Origin of the sequence: Nostoc sp. FACHB-133 (assembly GCF_014698055.1) — a bacterium.
Lineage (GTDB): Bacteria > Cyanobacteriota > Cyanobacteriia > Cyanobacteriales > Nostocaceae > Nostoc.
Genome location: NZ_JACJSH010000012.1, coordinates 49,941 through 70,359 on the forward strand (window position 1 = coordinate 49,941; position 20,419 = coordinate 70,359).

The 20,419-nt window shown below is 41.6% G+C and carries 20 protein-coding genes; 8 read left to right on the plus strand and 12 right to left on the minus strand.

Translation table 11 applies throughout. The features are described 5' to 3' along the window. Window positions 1–115 precede the first annotated feature (115 nt). On the minus strand, window positions 116–604 hold the full coding sequence (gene infC / locus H6G86_RS12385) for a translation initiation factor IF-3 (RefSeq protein ID WP_094331432.1): 489 nt from the start codon (window positions 602–604) through the stop codon (window positions 116–118). A 237-nt stretch (window positions 605–841) separates the two neighbouring features. Here infC and H6G86_RS12390 point away from each other — a divergent pair, with 237 nt between their 5' ends. Further along, window positions 842–2,173, plus strand: a complete 1,332-nt coding sequence (locus tag H6G86_RS12390; RefSeq protein ID WP_190934590.1) for a DEAD/DEAH box helicase — start codon at window positions 842–844, stop codon at window positions 2,171–2,173. A 320-nt stretch (window positions 2,174–2,493) separates the two neighbouring features. Here the strand turns inward: H6G86_RS12390 and H6G86_RS12395 are convergent, their stop codons facing one another. The 3 genes from H6G86_RS12395 to H6G86_RS12405 all read right to left on the minus strand — a co-directional run bounded on the left by H6G86_RS12395 (window position 2,494) and on the right by H6G86_RS12405 (window position 6,137). After that, the gene (locus H6G86_RS12395) at window positions 2,494–3,048 is read right to left on the minus strand and encodes a RidA family protein (RefSeq protein WP_190934591.1); all 555 of its coding nucleotides are present in this window, start codon (window positions 3,046–3,048) and stop codon (window positions 2,494–2,496) included. Between the two features lie 76 nt (window positions 3,049–3,124). Continuing rightward, the gene (locus tag H6G86_RS12400; protein WP_242064796.1) at window positions 3,125–4,246 is read right to left on the minus strand and encodes an alpha/beta fold hydrolase; all 1,122 of its coding nucleotides are present in this window, start codon (window positions 4,244–4,246) and stop codon (window positions 3,125–3,127) included. A gap of 619 nt (window positions 4,247–4,865) precedes the next feature. Next, a complete protein-coding gene (locus H6G86_RS12405; RefSeq protein ID WP_190934593.1) occupies window positions 4,866–6,137 on the minus strand; it encodes an ATP-grasp domain-containing protein in 1,272 nt (423 codons plus the stop codon). 772 nt (window positions 6,138–6,909) lie between these two features. Between H6G86_RS12405 and H6G86_RS12410 the strand changes: the two genes are divergently transcribed. After that, a complete protein-coding gene (locus H6G86_RS12410; protein ID WP_190934594.1) occupies window positions 6,910–8,205 on the plus strand; it encodes a chloride channel protein in 1,296 nt (431 codons plus the stop codon). 160 nt (window positions 8,206–8,365) lie between these two features. On the opposite strand, the gene H6G86_RS12415 is transcribed toward H6G86_RS12410, so the two are convergent. Then, window positions 8,366–8,821 carry a DUF2214 family protein gene (locus H6G86_RS12415; RefSeq protein WP_190934595.1) on the minus strand — a complete coding sequence of 152 codons (456 nt, stop codon included), beginning with the start codon at window positions 8,819–8,821 and terminating at the stop codon, window positions 8,366–8,368. A gap of 123 nt (window positions 8,822–8,944) precedes the next feature. Between H6G86_RS12415 and H6G86_RS12420 the strand changes: the two genes are divergently transcribed. Further along, on the plus strand, window positions 8,945–9,103 hold the full coding sequence (locus H6G86_RS12420; RefSeq protein WP_159402519.1) for a hypothetical protein: 159 nt from the start codon (window positions 8,945–8,947) through the stop codon (window positions 9,101–9,103). Then, window positions 9,072–9,335 (plus strand): hypothetical protein, encoded by a 264-nt coding sequence (locus tag H6G86_RS12425; RefSeq protein WP_190934596.1) that lies wholly within the window; start codon window positions 9,072–9,074, stop codon window positions 9,333–9,335. The genes H6G86_RS12420 and H6G86_RS12425 overlap by 32 nt, the downstream gene beginning before the upstream one ends. A 114-nt stretch (window positions 9,336–9,449) precedes the next feature. On the opposite strand, the gene H6G86_RS12430 is transcribed toward H6G86_RS12425, so the two are convergent. From H6G86_RS12430 to H6G86_RS12455, 6 genes are all read right to left on the minus strand, one after another. Continuing rightward, the gene (locus H6G86_RS12430; protein WP_190934597.1) at window positions 9,450–10,388 is read right to left on the minus strand and encodes an ABC transporter permease; all 939 of its coding nucleotides are present in this window, start codon (window positions 10,386–10,388) and stop codon (window positions 9,450–9,452) included. Between the two features lie 76 nt (window positions 10,389–10,464). Then, window positions 10,465–11,523: an ABC transporter permease gene (locus H6G86_RS12435; RefSeq protein WP_190934598.1), complete on the minus strand. Its 1,059-nt coding sequence runs from the start codon at window positions 11,521–11,523 to the stop codon at window positions 10,465–10,467. After that, a complete protein-coding gene (locus H6G86_RS12440) occupies window positions 11,520–12,989 on the minus strand; it encodes an ABC transporter ATP-binding protein (protein ID WP_190934650.1) in 1,470 nt (489 codons plus the stop codon). The genes H6G86_RS12435 and H6G86_RS12440 overlap by 4 nt, the downstream gene beginning before the upstream one ends. Before the next feature lie 95 nt (window positions 12,990–13,084). Further along, the gene (locus H6G86_RS12445; RefSeq protein ID WP_190934599.1) at window positions 13,085–14,143 is read right to left on the minus strand and encodes a BMP family protein; all 1,059 of its coding nucleotides are present in this window, start codon (window positions 14,141–14,143) and stop codon (window positions 13,085–13,087) included. Between the two features lie 261 nt (window positions 14,144–14,404). Further along, a complete protein-coding gene (locus H6G86_RS12450; protein ID WP_242064798.1) occupies window positions 14,405–15,010 on the minus strand; it encodes a hypothetical protein in 606 nt (201 codons plus the stop codon). A gap of 447 nt (window positions 15,011–15,457) precedes the next feature. Then, entirely contained in the window at window positions 15,458–16,726 is a 1,269-nt protein-coding gene (locus tag H6G86_RS12455) for an FGGY-family carbohydrate kinase (RefSeq protein WP_190934600.1), read from the minus strand. 200 nt (window positions 16,727–16,926) lie between these two features. On the opposite strand from H6G86_RS12455, the gene psaM reads away from it, so the two are divergent. Both psaM and H6G86_RS12465 read left to right on the plus strand, forming a co-directional pair. Next, entirely contained in the window at window positions 16,927–17,016 is a 90-nt protein-coding gene (gene psaM / locus H6G86_RS12460) for a photosystem I reaction center subunit XII (RefSeq protein ID WP_040630342.1), read from the plus strand. Between the two features lie 424 nt (window positions 17,017–17,440). After that, window positions 17,441–17,851, plus strand: coding sequence for a slr1601 family putative cell division protein (locus H6G86_RS12465; RefSeq protein ID WP_114086048.1), 411 nt, complete (start codon window positions 17,441–17,443; stop codon window positions 17,849–17,851). Window positions 17,852–18,163: 312 nt separating this feature from the next. On the opposite strand, the gene H6G86_RS12470 is transcribed toward H6G86_RS12465, so the two are convergent. Continuing rightward, a complete protein-coding gene (locus H6G86_RS12470; RefSeq protein ID WP_190934601.1) occupies window positions 18,164–18,901 on the minus strand; it encodes a tetratricopeptide repeat protein in 738 nt (245 codons plus the stop codon). A gap of 467 nt (window positions 18,902–19,368) precedes the next feature. Here H6G86_RS12470 and H6G86_RS12475 point away from each other — a divergent pair, with 467 nt between their 5' ends. Both H6G86_RS12475 and H6G86_RS12480 read left to right on the plus strand, forming a co-directional pair. Continuing rightward, the gene (locus tag H6G86_RS12475; RefSeq protein WP_163934819.1) at window positions 19,369–19,833 is read left to right on the plus strand and encodes a hypothetical protein; all 465 of its coding nucleotides are present in this window, start codon (window positions 19,369–19,371) and stop codon (window positions 19,831–19,833) included. A gap of 6 nt (window positions 19,834–19,839) precedes the next feature. Then, window positions 19,840–20,397 carry a glutathione S-transferase family protein gene (locus tag H6G86_RS12480; RefSeq protein WP_190934602.1) on the plus strand — a complete coding sequence of 186 codons (558 nt, stop codon included), beginning with the start codon at window positions 19,840–19,842 and terminating at the stop codon, window positions 20,395–20,397. Window positions 20,398–20,419 lie beyond the last annotated feature (22 nt).

The following is a 20,419-nucleotide window of genomic DNA, read 5'->3' on the forward strand; positions in this document are numbered from 1 at the left end:
AGCTTTGAGCTAAAATCCCACGGCTTGATCTGAAAACGAGCAATAGCAATGTTTTCATAGCCGTGGGAGTTTTAAAAGCTGGCACAAATACATCCTCCAGCGATCGCAAGATTAACTAGGCAGGAATGACTTGAACAATTAGTGAGCGTTTATCCAGTGACTGGATTTTACCTACTTGACTGAGGTCTTTTGCAATTCTGTCTAGCAGTTCTCCTGCTTGGTCACGATATTGATGTTCTCGGCCTCGTAAACGAATGGCAAACTTCACCGAATCGCCTTTACTCAACCAACCAACTGCTTTTTCAATACGTAAATTGTAATCAGCAATACCCACGTTTAAACCGAAACGAACTTCTTTTACCGTAGGTCTAGCACTCTGGCTCTGACGTTTTTTCTTTTGATACTGAAGCTTGCCATAATTCAGGATTTTGGCGATTGGGGCCTCTTTGCCTTGAGAGACTACAACCAAGTCAAGCTCTAGGCTCTCGGCTAACTGTAGCGCCTCATTGGTGTCGATTAGACCACGATTGTTATTCTCATGGTCAATCAAGAAGACATGAGGTGACTTGATTTGTGAATTAATCAGTTGCTTTTGGATTGCGATAACGAATTTCTCCTAATTGTTCAATACTTTATATTCCAAGTAATGCTAATTTAACACAACACTGAATCAGAGCAACTTTAACCACACAATGGACTACAATCTGTTAGAATGTGGGACTGCGGCACTCGCTCTTCAGTCTTTGCGTTATTGCCCATCCAGCCTTTCAAGACTTTTTTATCCGTCCGCCTAAGACTGACGCCGCCATTGGCGACAGGCCGATGTTACTTTTGGAGTTTTATGAATTTTTCTACTCTCGGCTTGTCCAATGAAATTATCCGTGCGGTTACAGAGCGAGGGTACACCGAACCTACGCCAATTCAAATACAGTCGATTCCTGCCGTCTTATCGGGTAGCGATTTACTAGCTGGCGCACAAACTGGCACTGGAAAAACCGCTAGTTTTACCCTACCGCTTCTACATCGGTTATCGTCCGAAAAAAACGTCAAAGTTACATCTAATGGATACCGCCCGATCCGGGCACTGATTCTCACCCCGACTCGTGAACTCGCCGCGCAAGTGGAAGAAAGCGTGCGCGAGTATGGCAAATACTTGCAGCTAAACTCGATGGTGATGTTTGGCGGAGTCGGTATTAATCTGCAAAAACAGCGTTTGAAGAACCGAGTGGATATCTTGGTTGCTACTCCAGGGCGACTGCTGGATCACGTGCAGCAGGGTACGCTGAACCTGTCACATATTGAGGTTTTAGTTCTAGATGAAGCAGATCGGATGCTGGACATGGGCTTTATCCATGATATCCGCCGCATCCTTGCACTTTTGCCCAAACAGCGACAAAATTTGCTATTCTTCGCGACTTTTTCGGACAAAATCAAAGCACTAGCCGCCGGGTTGCTCAATAACCCGAAAATGATTGAGGTGGCACGCCGCAACGTCACCGCCGAGACAATCGCCCAAAAAATTTACCAAGTAGACCGTGACAAGAAACGTCAATTACTTGCTCACCTGATTCGGCGAGATAATTGGTATCAAGTGCTAGTGTTTACTCGTACTAAGTATGGCGCTGACCGTTTAGTTAAGCAGTTGGGTGAAGACCGCATTCAAGCATTGGCAATCCACGGGAATAAGAGTCAGCCGGTGCGTACCAATGCTCTGGCAAAGTTCAAGAATGGTAGCTTACAGGTATTGGTGGCGACAGACATTGCTGCTAGAGGTCTTGACATCAGCGAACTACCCCATGTAGTCAACTTTGATCTCCCTAATGTACCGGAAGATTATGTTCATCGCATTGGGCGAACTGGTCGTGCTGGTGCATCAGGTGAAGCCGTATCGCTGGTATGCGTCGATGAATACAGCCTATTGACAGATATCGAAAAACTGATTGAGCAGCGTTTGCCAAGGGAAGTAGTGGCTGGCTTTGGCCCTAACCCCGATACAACAGTCGAACCAATCCCCAATGGACGGCAACACAGACCCAAATCTGGTGGTGAAAAGCGATCGCCTCGGACTCCTAAACCTTTACCACGGACATCGACTAAACGTAAAGCAGCGCCACCTGCGACTAATGGCGAGAAGCCTGGGGCTCGTTCGTCTGCATCGCGCCGTTCTAAGTAGGGACTAGGGACTAGTACCGCAAGGCGTAATTCGTAATTACCTATTTGCAAGGGTTTCAGATATTTCAAATGGGTGGCTTATTTACGCCGTGCTGTACTAGTGGTTCATGTCATTATTTCTGAAAAGTTAAGGTGTTCAGATCCCTGACTTCTTAAAGAAGTCGGGGATCTGACAACCCAAAAAAATTAATGCGATTAACCACTAGAGGCAATTACCTGTTCAGAGTAAGAGACTATGATTGATGAGCAGAAACAGTAATTTGTTACCCGGCTTGCTGTTATTGAACTGATATTTAAAGAGGGTTATGTTGGAACCAGCCCTCAATTACCTTTTTCTGGAATTACCGCATAAGCATCAATTTCAAACAACATCCCATCAAGTGCAAGCCTTGGAACGGGAATAAGAGTATTTGCTGGTGGTTTATATCCCCACAAATTACTAATTTCACGTCCTAATGGGATCAATTTACTTTGGTTGTAATCTGCTATAAGAATAGTAGTTTTTGCTACATCTTTTGGTTGGGCTCCGACTGCTTGTAAGGCAAAACGGAGGTTTTTAAAAGCCTGTACTAACTGCTTTTCAAAGTCATCGGAGACAAGATTTCCTTGTAAGTCGGAACCAAATTGACCAGAAATATAGACGGTTCTAGTCCTTGGTGGCGTTACAGCTATATGACTATAGCCATTTCGGGTTGCATCATATAATGTTGGTGGGTTCACCAATTTCAACTCTTTATTTTCTTGAGCCCCCACTTCCTTTTGGGTTCCCACCATAAAGGCGGTAGTTATCCCGCTACCTCCAAGCCATAAAAGTGCATTGCGTCGTGATAAGTTTGCTACTACTGAATTTACAGCACTGGTAATACGTCGAGTCATTAAAGCTCCCTAAATATGAGTTCTGTATTTTTGCTCATACTGAGTTCTATTATCTACCGAGTTGAAGTAAAAAGCACTATTTAAGATGACTGTTTCGGAGCGAACAGTCAGCGCTAAACCTACTGACTGCTTCGGCAAACTGCTGGTTTTGTTCCATCAATGCCATGTGTCCGCCTGGTTTGAGGGTGAATCTTTCAGAGTAGGGTAATTCTGCTTTCATGCGATCGCTGGCCACAGGTTTAGTCGCTATATCTGAAGCCCCACACATGACTAATACAGGCACGTTAATAGTTGCGAGTGTTTGTGCTTCGTCAAACTTGAACATTGCCAGTGTGCCACGAGCCAGAACACCAGGCGAACCCAATGCTGATAGGAAAGCGGCAAAATTGAGTTGACCGCGTGTTTCAGTACCCGTAAATCCAGATAGTTCTACGCTGATGTACAGCGAACCATTCAAATACGAAAGCCAAGTCATCAACCAAAAAATCGGCCACAGCACGATAGTCAGGTACAATACAGGTTCAAGTATAGGCTTTTGTAATTTACGTACCAAATTACTAAATATACAGGTTTTAACCGGATTGGTGTAAGTAGTATCCACAAGAATTAAGCCTGCTACTCGACTCCCTAATTGCTCTGGAAACAGGCGACAGAATGTGAGGTTAATCATCCCGCCCATGCTGTGTCCTACCAAAATAACAGGTTTATCCCCTGCTATGGCGATAACAGCTTCTAAGTCACGGGCATATTTTTCTATAGAGTGGTCGTTATTTTTCGGTTTTGAGGATTTTCCTAAACCTGGTAGATCCCAAACAATTACTCGGAAGCGATCGCTTAATTGTCGTTTGGCATAATACCATATAGTACTGTTTGGCCCCCAACCATGTGACAAAATAATTGGTTGACCATCTTCAGGGCCAAAAAACTCAACTTGTAACACGCTCCCATCAGGACGTGGCAACCGTTGCACGGTTTTACTACGCATAAACTCGGGTTCCTGATTTCCAGGACGACGCAGCAGTGGCAAACTGATAAAACGACCGCCAAAAGTCCACAGAACCATTACTAGTCCAGCTACTAAGTAGGAAGTTCCTATAAGTTCTCGTTCGTACCACTCATAGAGAATGTAGATTCCCCCACCAAGTATCCCAACGGATAGCAGTTGAAACAGCCATATAAGTAGAAAATTATGAGGCATGAATATCATGAGCTTAAACCTTGGGATACGTTATTAACTGCATTGTCTTTTCGAGGATGTTTTAAAAGTGGTTGGCTGTGATTTTAATAGAATGATCACCCCCCTTAATCCCCCCGATGCATTGGGGGAAAACCGGAAAATAATCTAGTTCCCTCCCCCCTTTCTAAGGCTACGGTGTACACACAAGTCGAATTACCCCCCTTAATCCCCCCTTATAAAGGGGGGAAACAGGAAATCTAGTTCCCTCCCCTTTATAAGGGGAAGGTTAGGGTGGGGTAAAAATATTTGATACATCAATCATGACTTTTAAAACATCCTCTTAGGTTCATACCATAGTTAGAATCATCCCACTTTCACTCCTAGGAATGATTTATACAGTGTTGTCAGGATGATAAAAAGACTGAGTTAATAACTACTAAGTAACAATCGTAATGAGGCTTCGAACAGATTAATTTTGAAGATAAAATATTTACTGTATAAATTCGTTTTGATTTTTGTTCGCGCAGCGTGGCGTAGCCATACTTAGTTGTGTGGGAAGACAATAGGCAAGAGGGAAGAAGAGTTTTTGAGTTGTAGGAGTTTTTTCACGCAAGTAAGTATGAGTCCTATATCATTCTATTTAAGAGAGTAATTGTAATCCTTTAGTCTGTAATTGCTGCTCAATATACTGCATTTGTTCGATAGTTTCTCCAGTAAGGATCGCATAAAGTTCAGTGTAGATTTTTCCGTATTTAGCCTTCTCTAAAGCCGATAGAATAATCAATTCTTTGCGATCTAATTCTGGTTTAAAGGTTATGAGGATTGATTCTAATGTCCCCTCCATGCGGTAGCTACTGGAGTATTTAGCTACTTCTTTTCCCAGTCGCAGTAGAGTATGACGCTGCAAGCACAACGGAGTAGAACCATTAACTCGGAAATTGGCATCGATCGCGTAAAATTGTCCGTCTTGGTTTTCCAGTACATCAAAGCCAATCACGCCGAAATACCCCTGTTTATGAGCATAATCACCAACGTTGGCAATCATTTCAAAGAACTTGCTCATGTCAGTTTTGCCGTAGTCAATCACTCCTCCTAAATAGTTGCCTTCTGGAGTGACGAGTTGTCCGGTAGTGCCGATGAGAGTTATCTCTCCTGCTTTGTTGACATAGAACTGTACGCAGTAATTCTGTACTTCATTCTTGACGAACTCGGAGACAATAATCGTATCAAGCAACTTAATATCAATATATTTCTTAATTTCTTCAAGGCAGTAGTTTAGATCGCTGGGACTTTTGATGATATAAGTGCCTTCTCCTGAGAGTCCGTGGGAGGTTTTAATTAAGTAGGGAAATTGTGGTAACTGAATGTCTGCGATATTGACTTGGTGCAGATTGTAGCTCTTATATTTTGGACATTGCACCCCTAGTTCTTCTAGCGTTACTTTGCTGAGTAAACGGTAATGGGTGTCCGAAGTAACAGCGTGTTTTTCAGGTTTTAAACAATCGAAGGGAAATAAAGTGATGAGTTTATCAAAGCGATCGCTGTGGCTGAGATCGTCTAGATAAGTCGAGCCATCCATCATCTCAATATTGGAGTACTTGAATCCCAAATGCTCTTGCCAGTATTCAAGCAGGGGCTTTGGTGGCGGAATAATCACAATTCCGGGAAGGCGATCGCCTAAGACAGCCAGATTTTTCCAAGGTTCTTTCTGACAAATCTTGTCGAAGGAGGTTTTGCTAGTTTCACTACTGCCATCTTGAATAAAATATTTTTTCCGGTTGGGATAAGCAGCCCAACTCCCAGTTGCAGGATAATTTAAGATAAATCCATAAGAGCCATCTGTGATATCTTGAGCAAACAAATCAGAAAGAGAACTGCCTTGAAAGTATTGAAAGTTATATTTTGAGTTCATTAATTCCTCCGATAAATTGCATTCGTTTATGAATGCGGTTGCTTATATAAAACAAGTCTATTGGATTTATAAATAACACCAATTAAAAACAAGCTAATGCTTGAGCAAATTCTGGTGTAATTAATCTATAGCAATCATATTTGAGTTGTGAAAGATGTAGATTAGGAAACGAACCGCAAAGAACGCATAGACGCGGAGCAGCTTCCCGCAGGGTAGGACACAAAGGAAGGAAAGAAGAAAGAGAGGTGTAATTTTCACGAATGATTTAGGGCTGCTATATCTGCTGGTTGAGATTGTTCTTAAAGGTGTTGCAGTTGTTTGTTACGACTAGGTTTAATGCCCTGAACATTGCCATAAATATTTATTTTCTCCCAAGCTAAAAATTTACAGTTTAATTTTCAGATATGTTGTATATTAAACCTCGTCTACCTTGAGAACTGTAGTTTTTTATGTAGGTTGGGTGCAGCGATAGCGTAACCCAACATAAAATTTGGTGGTAATGTTGGGTTGTGTTTCACTCCACCCAACCTACATAAATATATCTTTTAAAAAACTCTAGGTTTCAAAATAGATGAGGGTTGTTTTTTATTTTCGTCTTTTTCACTTGTGATTTTATCTACCAAGAGAAATAATAAATTGAGCTAGATATTCCATCAAAAGAAAGCTCTTCTAAAATGGTTTATAGACCAAAAATGATGCAGTGAACTAAATAGCCTTTACGATAAAAAACGTAATATTCCATATTCTTCGTTTCACAAATAGGAAATAAACAGTGTTACCAAAAAAGACCACCGCTAGCAATCAAACTCAACGCTGGACATTTGCTCAACTTTTTGGACTGGTAAAACGTAATCCCCTGATGATTTCGCAGTGGGTGATCCTCTGGGTAGCTGTAGGTACTGCTGGTGGTCTATTCGCTGCGTTTTACTGGAATGTTTTAGAATTTTTAACTCACCATCTGCAACGATTTGAAGGTTTTAGCCTCCTGATAGTGATGCCATTCGCCGGTTTAGTTATCGGGCTGGTAATTCATTTTCTGGGAAATCCCGGTGAAATCGCCGTGATTGTTGATAATATTCATTTTCGTGGCGGACGTTTAGATGTTCGCAAAAATCCTTCAATGATTCTTGCTTCTCTAATCAGCATATCGGCAGGCGGTAGTGCTGGGCCAGAAGCGCCACTAGTACAAGTAACAGGTTCTTTTGGTACTTGGGTTGCCGAGCGCTTAAAACTCCAGGGTGAAGACCTCAGAACTTTGAGTTTAGCGGCGATGGCGGCTGGCTTCACAGCTTTGTTTGGCGCACCTCTTGGCGGTGCAATGTTCGCGTTGGAGATTTTGCACCATGAGCATATTGTGGAATATTACGAAGCCTTGATGCCAGCCATTGTTTCAAGTTGCGCGAGTTATCTAGTATTTGCAGCAATTACACATTTGGGAATTGCACCCACTTGGCATTTTCCCCAGTACCACCTAGAAAAAATTGATGATTTTGCGATCGCGATCGTATTCGGAATTATTGGGGCGGTGGCGGGATGGATTTTTATGAGCATTTTTCGGGGCTGTGATTACTTGTTTGCTCGAATTCCGGGCCCCATTTATGTACGCACAACATTAGCAGGATTTGGGCTTGGCACTTTAGCAGTTTTATTACCCCTAACCCGTTATTTTGGACATGAAGAATTAGAGCCAGTCCTCACTACTAGCTTTGGTGCTATTTTTCTCTTAACTCTTGCTCTTGGTAAAATGGCAGCCATTAGCATTACGGTAACAGGTGGGTGGCGCGGTGGATTCATCATCCCCCTGTTTTTCACTGGTGCTTGTATTGGTAAAGCAGTAGCAGTCTTAATTCCGGGGCTTAATCCCGCCCTTGCCATGATTTGTACAATGGCGGCCGTCAATGCAGCCGTAACGCGCACACCTATCAGTACAACTCTGCTCCTGTCAAAACTGACTAACTTAAGTCCTTTTACACCCATCCTTTTTGCCAGTTTAATTGGATTTTTTCTCTCGCCCAAAGTTCCTTTGATTGCATCTCAACTAAAGACCCGCAGAGAAGCTACTGAATGAAAGGCTAGCTAGGGTATTGGGTTAATTTACCTGCAATAGTGCGATCGCCTTTTGATTTTCCTCGTGAACGCTTGATTTTTAGGATGGCGATCGCTTCTTGCGTGTAACTTCGACTCTTTTGTTTACCAAAACGGTATTACTGATCCAGGAGTAATTTAGCCTAGTTTGTACCTATTCCTCTTGCCATTATTGCTGCTAATAAAGGAATTAGGGTAAAACCAACCAATTCAATTCTAATGAGCCAGATGAGACGATTTAGTTTTAGTAATTCTAGCTTGGGTGCTTGCCCCTGTCGCAGACTTTTCACCCAGCCAATGAAAGAAATAGTGGGATAGAGAGATAGCAAACCCACCACGATGAAAACCACAACTTTGGCGTAAAAAACTGGGTTGCTTAAATAGTAATCCGTGCCTTTACCAAAGTGGATAACACGCAAAATGCCTGTGACAAGAACGACGGTTGCTGATATACCATATACTGCATCAGCTATGACAATCTTCCAAGCCTCATTTAAACTCAATTCTTTTTTTAAATTCAATGCTTCTGATACCAGAGCGCCAAAACACAACATGAAGCTTAAATAATGTAAGTACGCAACTATGGCACTTATCCACATATTATTTTTAGTTTTTGCTAGTTTACTGTTTTGATATTGCTTTTGATGCGAAAACTTTCACCATCCAGCTCAAACTAACACTAAGACAACTAGCTAAAAAGTGACCAATAATTCAGATTTTCATTGACTACGAACCCACAATCATTAACAGGGGTTGTTACTGCATTCCCTGGTGATTCCAGCTTTGACTTGCAAAAATTGGCTGGCATCGGCTTTGTTGTGGCCAACGTTAAAAAGTTTGATGGTGTAGATGAATATAGGAATAATCGAGTCTTACTGTAACGGGTTTTTAGAAATTGTACCAGAGAGCGATTATTGGCAGATTGTAGCTATACACATCAATGGCAATGCCTACTGCCCTACTCCTCGGCTTTATCGTTCAGAAAAAGTAGCATTGGCAAAAGCTGCACAAATTTATGATTGGCTAGCTGATCGCGAAGGAGAAATTAGTGATGGGGCTTGTAATTGTTCTGAGTTGAAACTTATCTTATGGAAGCAAATGAAAGTATCTTAATTACCCTTGCAATCCAGAATTTCACTTTACAGCAGTTTTCATGTATTTGAACCACATCCGTTGTAAGGCGCAAGGCCTTGCGCCCCTACCGTATTACCTGAAAATCGCCGTAAATTAGTCTGAGTGGCGATTTTCTCCAAAGTAGGGAGTACCTAAAGCTTTAGGAGGTGTTGATTTTCCCGCTAATCCCACCAATGCCAATAAAGCGATCGCATAAGGTAGCATGACTAAAAATTGGTAAGGGATATTTGCCCCTAATGCCTGAATTCGCAGTTGTAAAGCTTCTGTAGCCCCAAATAGCAAACAAGCCAAAGCACTACCTACAGGATGCCATCTGCCAAAAATTAATGCTGCGATCGCAATAAATCCTTTACCAGCACTCATCCCCTCGGCAAAAAATCTTACCTGTACCAAAGCTAAATAAGCACCTCCTAAACTTGCAAGACAGCCACTAATTACCACTGCGATATAACGGATATTTTGTACTGAAATTCCAGCCGTGTCAGCAGCTTTCGGAGATTCCCCCACTGCCCGCAATGTCAGCCCAAAGCTAGTTTTAAATAAAATGTATGTAGTTAAAATAACTAAGGTAAATAATAAATATACTAAAAAATCTGACTGAAATAGTAGCGGCCCGATCAGGGGAATATTGGCTAAACCAGGAATAATAATTGTCCCAATTCCAGGTAACTGCTGTGTACTACTGCCACTAAACACTAACCGGGCTAAAAACGATGTTAATCCAGCTGCAACAAGATTAATTGCTAGCCCAGATACCAATTGATCGACACGCAAAGTTACACATAAAACAGCATGGAGTAGTCCGACTAATCCCCCCGCAATCAAGGATGCGAGGATACCAAGCCAGGGATTACCTGTGTAGAAGGTGGCAGCAGCACTGGTAAAAGCACCAGTAAGCAACATTCCTTCTAAGGCGATATTTAACACCCCCGATCGTTCCGAGTACAATCCTCCAAGGGCTGCAAATGCTAGGGGTACGGCTAGACGTAAAGTAGCTATTAAGTAATCAGAGAAGAAGTTGAGATTATTCATAGAGTTATTTTTTAACGCAGAGGAACGCACGAGGGAAGCGCAAAGTATCGCAGAGTTTTCTTTGTGTTCCTCTGCGTTAAACCTTCGCGTCCCTTTGCGTTTTTACTCTTATTTCTCTTTCGACTGCAAAACTGATAGCAATAAATAACACCATAAACCCTTGAATCGCGTAAACCACAGTTACTGGCACACCTGCACTACGCTGCATCACATTTGCACCACTGCGAAGGGCTGCAAAAAACAAAGAAGTTAAGACTACACCGACAACACTACCACGACTTAAAAAAGCGATCGCAATGGCATCAAATCCATAACCTGGGGAAACTTGTTCAAATAGCCGATATTTCAACCCCATCACCTCACAACTTCCAGCTAACCCAGCTAAACCACCCGCAGAAGCCATCACCAGCATAATGGTACGTTCAACAGATATGTGGGCATAACGGGCGGCAATTGGGTTAAATCCCACTGCCGTAATTTGATAACCTAGAGGCGATCGCACTAACAATACCCATAAAATACCTGCGGCAATTAAACCGAATAAAATTCCAGCATGGGCGAGGCTTTGCGGTAAAATGATAGGCAAGCGGGATGTTTTGGCAATTAATGGCGAATAAGGACTAGGCGCACCTGTTGCCATTAATGGATTTTGGACGAGGTAGCTAACTAAATTTACCGCGATATAGTTGAGCAACAATGTAGTAATTACCTCATTCACTCCGCGTATAGCTTTGAGATAACCAGGAATCCAACCCCAAACTGCACCAAAAACAAATCCTGCTAAAAGTGCTAAGGGGATATGAATCACCGCAGGTAATCCTTGCACATATAACCCAATTAAAGTACTTCCCAACGCACCTAGATAAATTTGTCCTTCTCCACCGATATTAAATTGCCCAGCCCGCAACGCCACTAATACGCCTAAACTAGCGAATAATAGCGGTGTCATTTTGGTGAGGGTGTTACCAAATCCAAAGTAGGTAGAGAGAGATTCTTGAAATAGGATGCTGTATGCGGTGATGGGATTTGCCCCAGCAATTAGCATGAGGATAGCACCGACGATCAGGGCAGAGGCGATCGCAATTAGCGGTGATAGGATTGGTAACAGGAATTTAGTGCGATTAGTTGCGATCATTCATTAACCCCACCAGCCATCAACAAACCAATTTCTTCTACCTTTGCTGTTTGTGCATCCAAAATAGCCACAAACTCACCTCTGTAGATTACGGCAATGCGATCGCTCATCGCCATTACTTCTTCTAACTCAGTAGAAATATACAAAATTGCCGCACCGCGATCGCGTTCTGTTAAGATTCGAGACTGGACGGCTACTGTCGCGCCTACATCTAACCCCCTGGTGGGTTGCATGGCGATAATTAAAGCTGGTGTTTGCGCCAGTTCTCGCGCTAACACCACTTTTTGCTGATTTCCTCCCGAAAGCTGACTTACCTTGATATCAATCCCATTTGCCCGAATGTCAAACTCTTGCATTGCAGCTTGGGCACGATTAGCGATCGCTTCTTGTTGTAACAAAAAACGGCGACAAAATGGCAGATATTTAAAAGCTTTTAAAATCAAGTTTTGGGCAATGCTAAATTGCAACACCAATCCCATTGTCTGCCTATCTTCTGGGATGTAGCCCACAGAGGAATGCTTGGGCGTGAACTCAATTTTACCCTGCTTAATAGTCCGCACAAGAGCGATCGCATCAGCTAATTCTCGCTGTCCATTGCCATCGACACCAGCAATTCCTAAAATTTCTCCCGCCCGCAGTTCAAAAGATACATTATTTACAGCCGGAATATTTCTTTCATCAGCAACTTGTAAATTTTGCACCGACAGGATGATTTCTCCTGGTAATGTCGGACTTTTATTTAACTGTAAAGCTACTTCCCGTCCTACCATTAATGTTGCTAACTGCTGAGATGTCGCCGCTTCAGTTGATGTTGTTGCTACTACCTTTCCCTGGCGCAAAACTGTTACTGAATCACAGAGATTCATTACCTCTTCTAATTTATGACTGATAAAAATGATTGTATTGCCCGCAGCGGCCAATTGGCGCAAGATAGCAATTAATGATTCTACTTCTGGCGGTGTCAAAACTGCTGTAGGTTCATCAAGAATCAACAACTTTGCTCGACGGTAGAGAACTTTGAGAATTTCTACCCGTTGTTGTGCCCCAACAGATAAATTTTCAACTTTGGCAGTAGGGTCAATTTCTAATCCATAAGCTTGAGATAAGGCGGCAATTTCTTGCTGTTTATCTTCTAGATTTAGCCGCCAAGTTTTCTCTATCCCTAAGATAATATTTTCTGTGACAGTCAATTTTGGTACAAGCATGAAGTGTTGATAAATCATGCCAATTCCTAATTTAATTGCCTCATTTGGTGAAGTAATTTTTATTGGTTGTTCTTGGAGATAAATCTCACCAGTATCAGGTTGATAGAGTCCACTAATAATATTCATTAAAGTACTCTTACCTGCGCCATTTTCGCCTAGTATTGCATGAATGCTTCCAGATGCAACAGAGAGATTTATATTGTCGTTAGCGATAAAAGACCCAAAGCGTTTAGTAATATTGTTTAAGCGTAAATAGTTCATATTCACAAAACTGATAGCTCGTAGTGAGGACTTTAGTCCTCTAAATCTGGGCTAAAGTCCTCACTACAAAAGTTTTTTAATCTAGTCTGCTAAACCTATGTTGTTGCTTTTTTAACGCAGCGCGTATCCTTACCAGCCTCTTTACAATCTTCAAAAATGATTTTCTTATTAACAATTTCTTGCTTTGCATTCAATACCTTTTGCTTAACTGCTTCCGGTATGATTGCTCCGAATTGACCTAAAAATAATATATCTGGTCTTTCTAACCCAATTGTATATATTTGCCCTTTGATTTGTTTTTGTTTAGCTAATTCTGCTATATAAGCTATGGCTAAATCTAAGCGTTTGACAGCACTGGTTAAAACAGCTTTTGGTGCAACATCTAATTGATCCTTGGTGTTACCAAAAGCATATACTCCTTTTTCACCTGCTGTTTGTAAGACTGCGGCTGAAGCATTATCTAACCATTGATAGATAACATCAGCACCGGAAGAAATTAATGCTAGAGTCGCTTCTTTGGCTTTGGCAACATCATCCCAATCACCTGTAAAAGTGGAAGTAATTTGGATATTTGGTTTAACAGACTTTGCTCCTAATTCAAATCCCCGCAGTTCTCCCTCGGTAGCAGGAAACTTCTCTCCAGCAATATAAGCTAATTTATTAGATTTAGTAATAGAAGCACCGATAATGCCACACAAATAACTAGCTTGTAGGTGATCTATTCGTAAAGAAGCAATATTCTCACCCTTGAGATTACCATTTACTCCCACAAAAAATGTGTTGGGGAACTGTGAGGCGACTTGTTCAATTGCGGCATCAAATTGTCCGCCATGCGCGAAGATGAGATTATAGCCTTTACGAGCAAAATCTGTTAATACTTCTGTTTGATCTGCTTGTGCTACTTTTTCTACATAGGCGGTTTCTGCACCTAGCTTTTGTTTTGCAAGATTGATTCCTTCATAACCAGATTGATTCCAGCCTTTATCGGTAATCGTGCCAGGGAGAGCGATCGCTATTTTAAACCCTTCAGTACCACCCGTTGTTGTCGCTGCTGGTGTCGTCGGCTTATTACTGCAAGCTTGTACCACTAAGCTGGTAGCAAACGCGCCTGAACCAAACAAGATAAATTCACGCCGACTAAAGTTTGTTGTCATACCTCGCCTTCAGATAAATAGTTATTTGAGTTATTTCAACACTCTAAAGTCGTAGGTGCTATTTTGGAAACAATTTCTCCCGAATTTCTAAATTCAGCAAAATCATCGCATTACCTTGACTGTTTGAAGACAGCAGTGATTTATACGATATTTTATTACTTATAAAACCACCAGCCAATCGTAAATAAATCATTTGCAGCCTTGAAGAGCCGGGATTACCATTCTGAGTGATTGGCTGATAATCAATACGGAGAATAAATTTTATAATTCATTAACCGTAAAGGGAACTATGGATGGTAAAAACTCTTGAAGAGATGGGGAAAATTCTAATCTTGCTGCATAATCATCTGTTTGTGATACTTCTAATTCAATTGTTTGCTGATTCTCTTCATCAAAGAGCAATTGAATTTGATAATCTGTCCAGAATTTTTCGCCTAGTTCATCTTCTAAATCGAAAAGGAGTTGTTCATCATCACCCCATATATTCGACCAAAGTACTATCCTATTAGCGCGAAAATGATTTTGACCTGTTGTATCTCCAATTACAAAATATGCTTCGACACTTAAATTAAATTCTAAATCATCAACTTCTGCTTCTGTGATGTTACATTTAACCACTATTAAAGTATCTGGGTTAACGTTTCCTAGCTCCTCTTGGCGTTTTAATAATTCTTGAAATACGAAATTCGGCAAAAACTGGGAACTCTCTTCAAGTGCTTGCTTTTGATTTTCTGGTGAATAACGAGTTTTTAATTCTTGTGTAATTATATTTAAAATATCTTTACTTGCTAAGTTGATAACTATCTTTTTATTTGCAGAATTAAGGAAGCATCCTTGATTAAGCTCAATGCGCTTTTTTATTGTCATAGCTCTCTAAAGTACTTTTACTGCGATCGTATCATCTATAAATCAAACTAAAATTTGATCGCATCATCTTAGCCTTAAACTACGCCAACACAATCAAATGCGAACAAGCCTTTTTGATATACCCCAAATACTTGACACACCTACTAAATATTAAAAGCGATCAAATTCGAGTTCGCAGCCTCACATTTTCCCTAGATGATAATCTCGATCGCGCAGGTCAAACTTTCTTAAAAAACCTTTATTTTCTTAATACCTCAGAACTCACACCGATAATTAGTAAAGGGGATAGATGACATTCGCTTGTGGCGAAGCACCCATCCCCGAATAGCTGCCCAGATCATTAACCTGGAATCTATAGTCCGGTATCTAATCATCCCAGTATGGTCTGAGATATGTCGATTGTCACTGGGAGAGATACTGATTTAGAAGATATCTACGAAAAGATAGTTACACATTACTCTTTTTCACGCCTTCCATACCCAACAACGCCGTTCCGTAAGCAGCTTCTGTATACACTGATGCTACTACAGTAATCTGCAAATAACGCGCTCTAATCTTAGTCCAAGTATCATTAGCCGCACCACCGCCAGCAGTATAAACACGGCTTAACTTGTCTGCTCCCATTTGCTGTAATAATTCATACCCTCGCGCTTCTATGCGGGTAATACTTTCTAACAACCCATGCAAAAATTCCATTGGGTTATCTGGGCGTGGTTCCAAACGTGGGGCTAAATTGGGATCATTAATTGGAAAGCGATCGCCTACCTTCAACAACGGATAATAATCTAACTCGCTGGCAATTGATGGATCAATCTCACGGCTAAGGCTTTCTAACTCAGCGTTGGTGAAAAATTGCTTAAGTACTGCACCTCCACTATTAGAAGCACCCCCAGTCAGCCATAAATCACCCAACCGATGGCTGTAAATTCCATATCTGGCATCTTCTACACGGGTACGACTTAATAACTTTAGTACCAATGTCGAACCAAGGGAAGTCACGGCTTCACCAGGTAATTTTGCACCACTGGCGAGAAAAGCCGCGATACTATCAGTCGTACCTGCACATACCAGACAATCACGGCTAAAACCAAACTTATCCACAATTTCCGGACGCAATTCGGCAATGGGAGTACCAGGAGTTAAAACTTTGGGTAGCTGAATCGGTATTTGCAGTTTTTCTAGCCATCCTGGGTATTTCAACTCTTCCACGTCATAACCCAGCTTTAAAGCATTATGGTAATCGCTAATTCCCAATTGTCCATGTAAGAGAAACCCCAGCCAATCTGCCTGATGCAGAAAATATCTAGCTTCACTGAAAGAGGGTAATTGCCTCATCCACAAAAGTTTGGCTAGGCTGGAGGTGGCACTTAACACGGTATGATTGGGAGGTGCTATACTCCTCAAATGCTCTAGCAGCAATGATCCCCGCGCATCGTTATACATCAGTGGTGCATCTGTTGGATTGCCAGCAGCATCAACAAGTAAGACGGTGGAAGAAGTACCATTAATGGCGATCGCTTTAATTTTTCGCCGCAATTGGTCAGGTATTTGTTCCAGCAGTACAAACAAAGCCTCCTGCCAAATTTTTGGCGTAACGGTGGCTTTTGAGTCTTGGAAGGGATATCTCACCTCAGCCTGAATACAATAGGCTTCCTCGTCAATTACCACGCCACGTGCGCCAGATGTACCGAAGTCGATACCCAAATACAAATTCATAATTTTTATAAATTTTTTTAATAGAGAATAAATAAGGAATACTGACTAATAACTGCTTTTGTTGCATCTTGTAACAAGATATTCCACAATTCTGGCAAAACAAGGAAAAGTAGTAAACGAACTGTTCAAAATCTATTCAGGTTAGGAGGTTTTCAGCCATGCCTATCTTAGATACTCTGTACATCGCTCAGATATCTTCCATCTCAGACACTCAAGTCTACATCGCTCTAGTTGTAGCGCTGATTCCAGGAGTTCTAGCTTGGCGATTAGCCACAGAACTTTACAAATAAGGCTACGATGTGACACAGTTGAAAAGCTAATAATCCTGGCAGTACGGGGTGCAATTTCCTTTCTTCTTTTGGTGTTATGCCATCTGTAGCTAGGAAACTAGCACTTACGTAAGCCAGGTTATTTTTTAACTGGTGCAACACTTGTAGCTATTTCGAAAAAATGAAGTAATATGACAGCTAAATCAAGCATTCAAGAGTACTGAGTGCTGTTAGCGGTAGCGGGGCGTTTAGCCTGTGCTGAGTGCCCAGGAAGAAGTAATGAGTAAAAAGTAGTACTTATGAACCTTCCCACTCTAAGCCGAGGCACTAGCTACTCTGAACTGATTTGATGCTGAGTGTGATTAGTGATTCTTTTACTCAGCACTCATAACTCAGCACTCTTCATAGTGCTTCCCTTCACTAAGCGAGGTTATCTTTTAGCATCATGAACGCGATTCAACCCTCCAGACCACCGTTACAACCTATACAAAAACGCCGGGCCATTCCTCGACCAAAGCGGCATCTTCGTCAACGTTCTTACCAGGTGATGGCACTAGAAAGCACAGCCAAGATAGCAGTTAATCTTGTAGTTACAGCCGTTGCAGCATCTGCTTTAGCACAACTTTTACCTCATCATTGGTTACAGCAAGAAAAGTTGCGAGAAATTAATACTGAAGTCAAGTTGATGGAAGTACATGTCGATGGTTTACAGGTGGAATTTAGCCGTAACTTCGATCCTCAGCAAACTAGAAGAATTATGCAACAACAAGGATTCCGATTTGCTCCTAATCAGCGTCGAGTCGTGTTGATGAATAAGGATCTTAGAGAAGATGAACAAACAGAGTCATCACCTTAAGCTAAATGGTGAATTTGGGATTATTTAGGTTTCTTGTGATTTTGGCTACGTAAAAACCAGGTGCTAATTTATATTATTGCTAATAAGTAATGGTTAATAGCTGATGTTTGAATAGCTATGTAGTTATCATCTATTAGTAAAATTTATTCAAAATTTAATCAATTATTTTGAATTTTGAATTCCTAGTAAGTAAGTCGGCGTAAATAATTATCCTTGGGATCAGGTAGGGGACAAGGAGCAGTAAAAAAAGGGCTTAAGCCTTGTTTACTTTTCTTCACGCAATTTGATTTTATTGTGCCGACTTACTTAGAACTAATCTACCAAATAGGACGTAGGATGCTCAGGAGATAACAAATCGTTTAGCCAATTTTCGATTTGTAAACGCAAGGGAGAACCAGTGAATTCCCTAGTTGTTTCGAGAGCAGGCAGTTGGGTGAGGGCACGACGATAATCAGCGATCGCACAATTCCAGTCACCCCAAAGATGGTAAGTTCTGCCGCGTTCAGCCCAGATATGACCTTCTAGTTGACCGAAAAGCTGTGCTAACTCAAAATTCTCAATTGCCTCCTCGTATCGCCCCAATTCACGCCAGGTAATGCCTCGGTTAATCCACGCCCGAACATAGCCAGGATTCAAATCAATGGCTTGATCGTAGTCGGCCAGTGCTGTTGCTAATTCGCCACAAGCTGCATAGTAATTTGCCCGGTTATTATAAGCACTAGCCAAATAGGGATTGAGTTTCAGGGCGGTGTTATAGTCGTAAAGCGCTTTTTGCCTTTCACCACTTTGGAAATAAATTAGTCCCCGGTTGTTGTAATCAACGGCATTGTGCGGACGGCGGTAAATTAGTTGGCTTAAAAGTGCGATCGCCTCAGCATAATCACCTTCTTGAGCCGACTTCAAAGCAAAAGAGCGTAAGTAGTTATTCCCTAAAGTAGATGCGCTGCGATCGTTTTTCTTATGATCTTGGACTTTACTTGTATTATTTAAAACACATTTATATTGCTTTCTTTGCTGGTCATCGTCAGCTAAAAATGAGTGAATATTCATCTTTCCCTGCTTGAAATCCCTGCTTTGTAAAATTAAATTCTAGTTTTTGCTCGGTAGTGCTTTTACCACTGTGTCTATTTTTAAGGTATTTAGGGTTACAAAAAAGCCATCTAAAGAGAGAACTTTTCCTAGCCGCACAAGAGAAATATACGATACGTCCTAAATAAACAATTGCTCCTCAAACCTAATGATGGATACTTGATCCCAGAGGTCAATTCCAGAAATAGCAGATGTCAATCTCAAAGACTAGTCAGGTAGTGAGAGCGACAAATTGGTAGAATGCCAACAAGCCGTTCTTTTAGAGATGAGAAAGAGGGCAGAGGGGGACAAGGGAGATGAGGGAGCAGGGGAAGCAGGGGGAGAAAGAATAAAGAACTAATGCCCAATGCCCAATGCCCAATGCCCAATGCCCAATGCCCCATACCCCAACATCTAGATTTAATTTTTAAGTTTTGAGAAATTTTCTAATGACAACTGCAATTTCCTATCCCAATGCCCCTGATTTAGCAACCGATGACTACATTGTTCTTGGCTTGGCAACCTGCTTCGTCAAAGAAGATGGAGAAGTTTATCAAATCGAAGTCATAGAACCGATTCCTTCTGCGGCTTTGGAAGCGCTTTTAAAAGGCATTCCTACCTCCTATAAGCTGGCTCATGCAACAACTTTGGGATCTGTCTTGGATGGCGATTCACAATTCCTGCCGGATGGCTTTCCAGAGTCGGCTCAGTTTGGAGAGGAATTTGTGCCGCGAGTATTTGCAGCAGCTCGTACATACAAGCGTCGTGAATCTGCAAAATCCCTAATTCCATTAGGCACAAACTACACTGAATTTAAGTATTCCATTGAGCGCAAACGGGTGCTAAATGCCGCTAGGGTTGTGACAAAAGAAGATAACGTTAAACAACATTCTCACACTCACAAAGTTCTTTAAGTAATTATGCTCAAACTTTACGGTGGCGCTCGTAGTCGAGCCTCAATTGTTCAATGGTATTTAGAGGAAATACAACTTCCTTACGAATTCGTCAAACTCGATATGCAGGCGGGTGAACACCTCAAGCCTGAATATTTGGCAATTAACCCAGTTGGTAAAGTTCCAGCAATTGTTGATGGGGATTTTCAGCTTTGGGAATCTGGAGCAATTTTGCTGTATCTTGCTGAAAAGTACGGTAAAACCCCAACTTCACTAGAAGAAAGGGCTGTATTTTCCCAATGGGTACTGTTTGCCAATGCTACCCTTGGGCCTGGAATTTTTGTAGAAGCAAGTCGGGAACGAGAAATGCCCCGCTTGTTGACTCCGTTAAATGAAATTTTCAGTAAGCAACCTTTTTTGCTGGGTAATGAGTTCACTGTTGCTGATGTAGCAGTGGGATCTATTCTGAATTACATTCCCATTATGCTAAAGGTAGACCTCAGTTCCTACCCAGAGGTGTTGAACTATATGAAGCAGTTATCTGAGCGTCCGGCATTTCAAAAAAGTATTGGCGGACGGACTTAAAATAATTCGTAATGACGCTCCT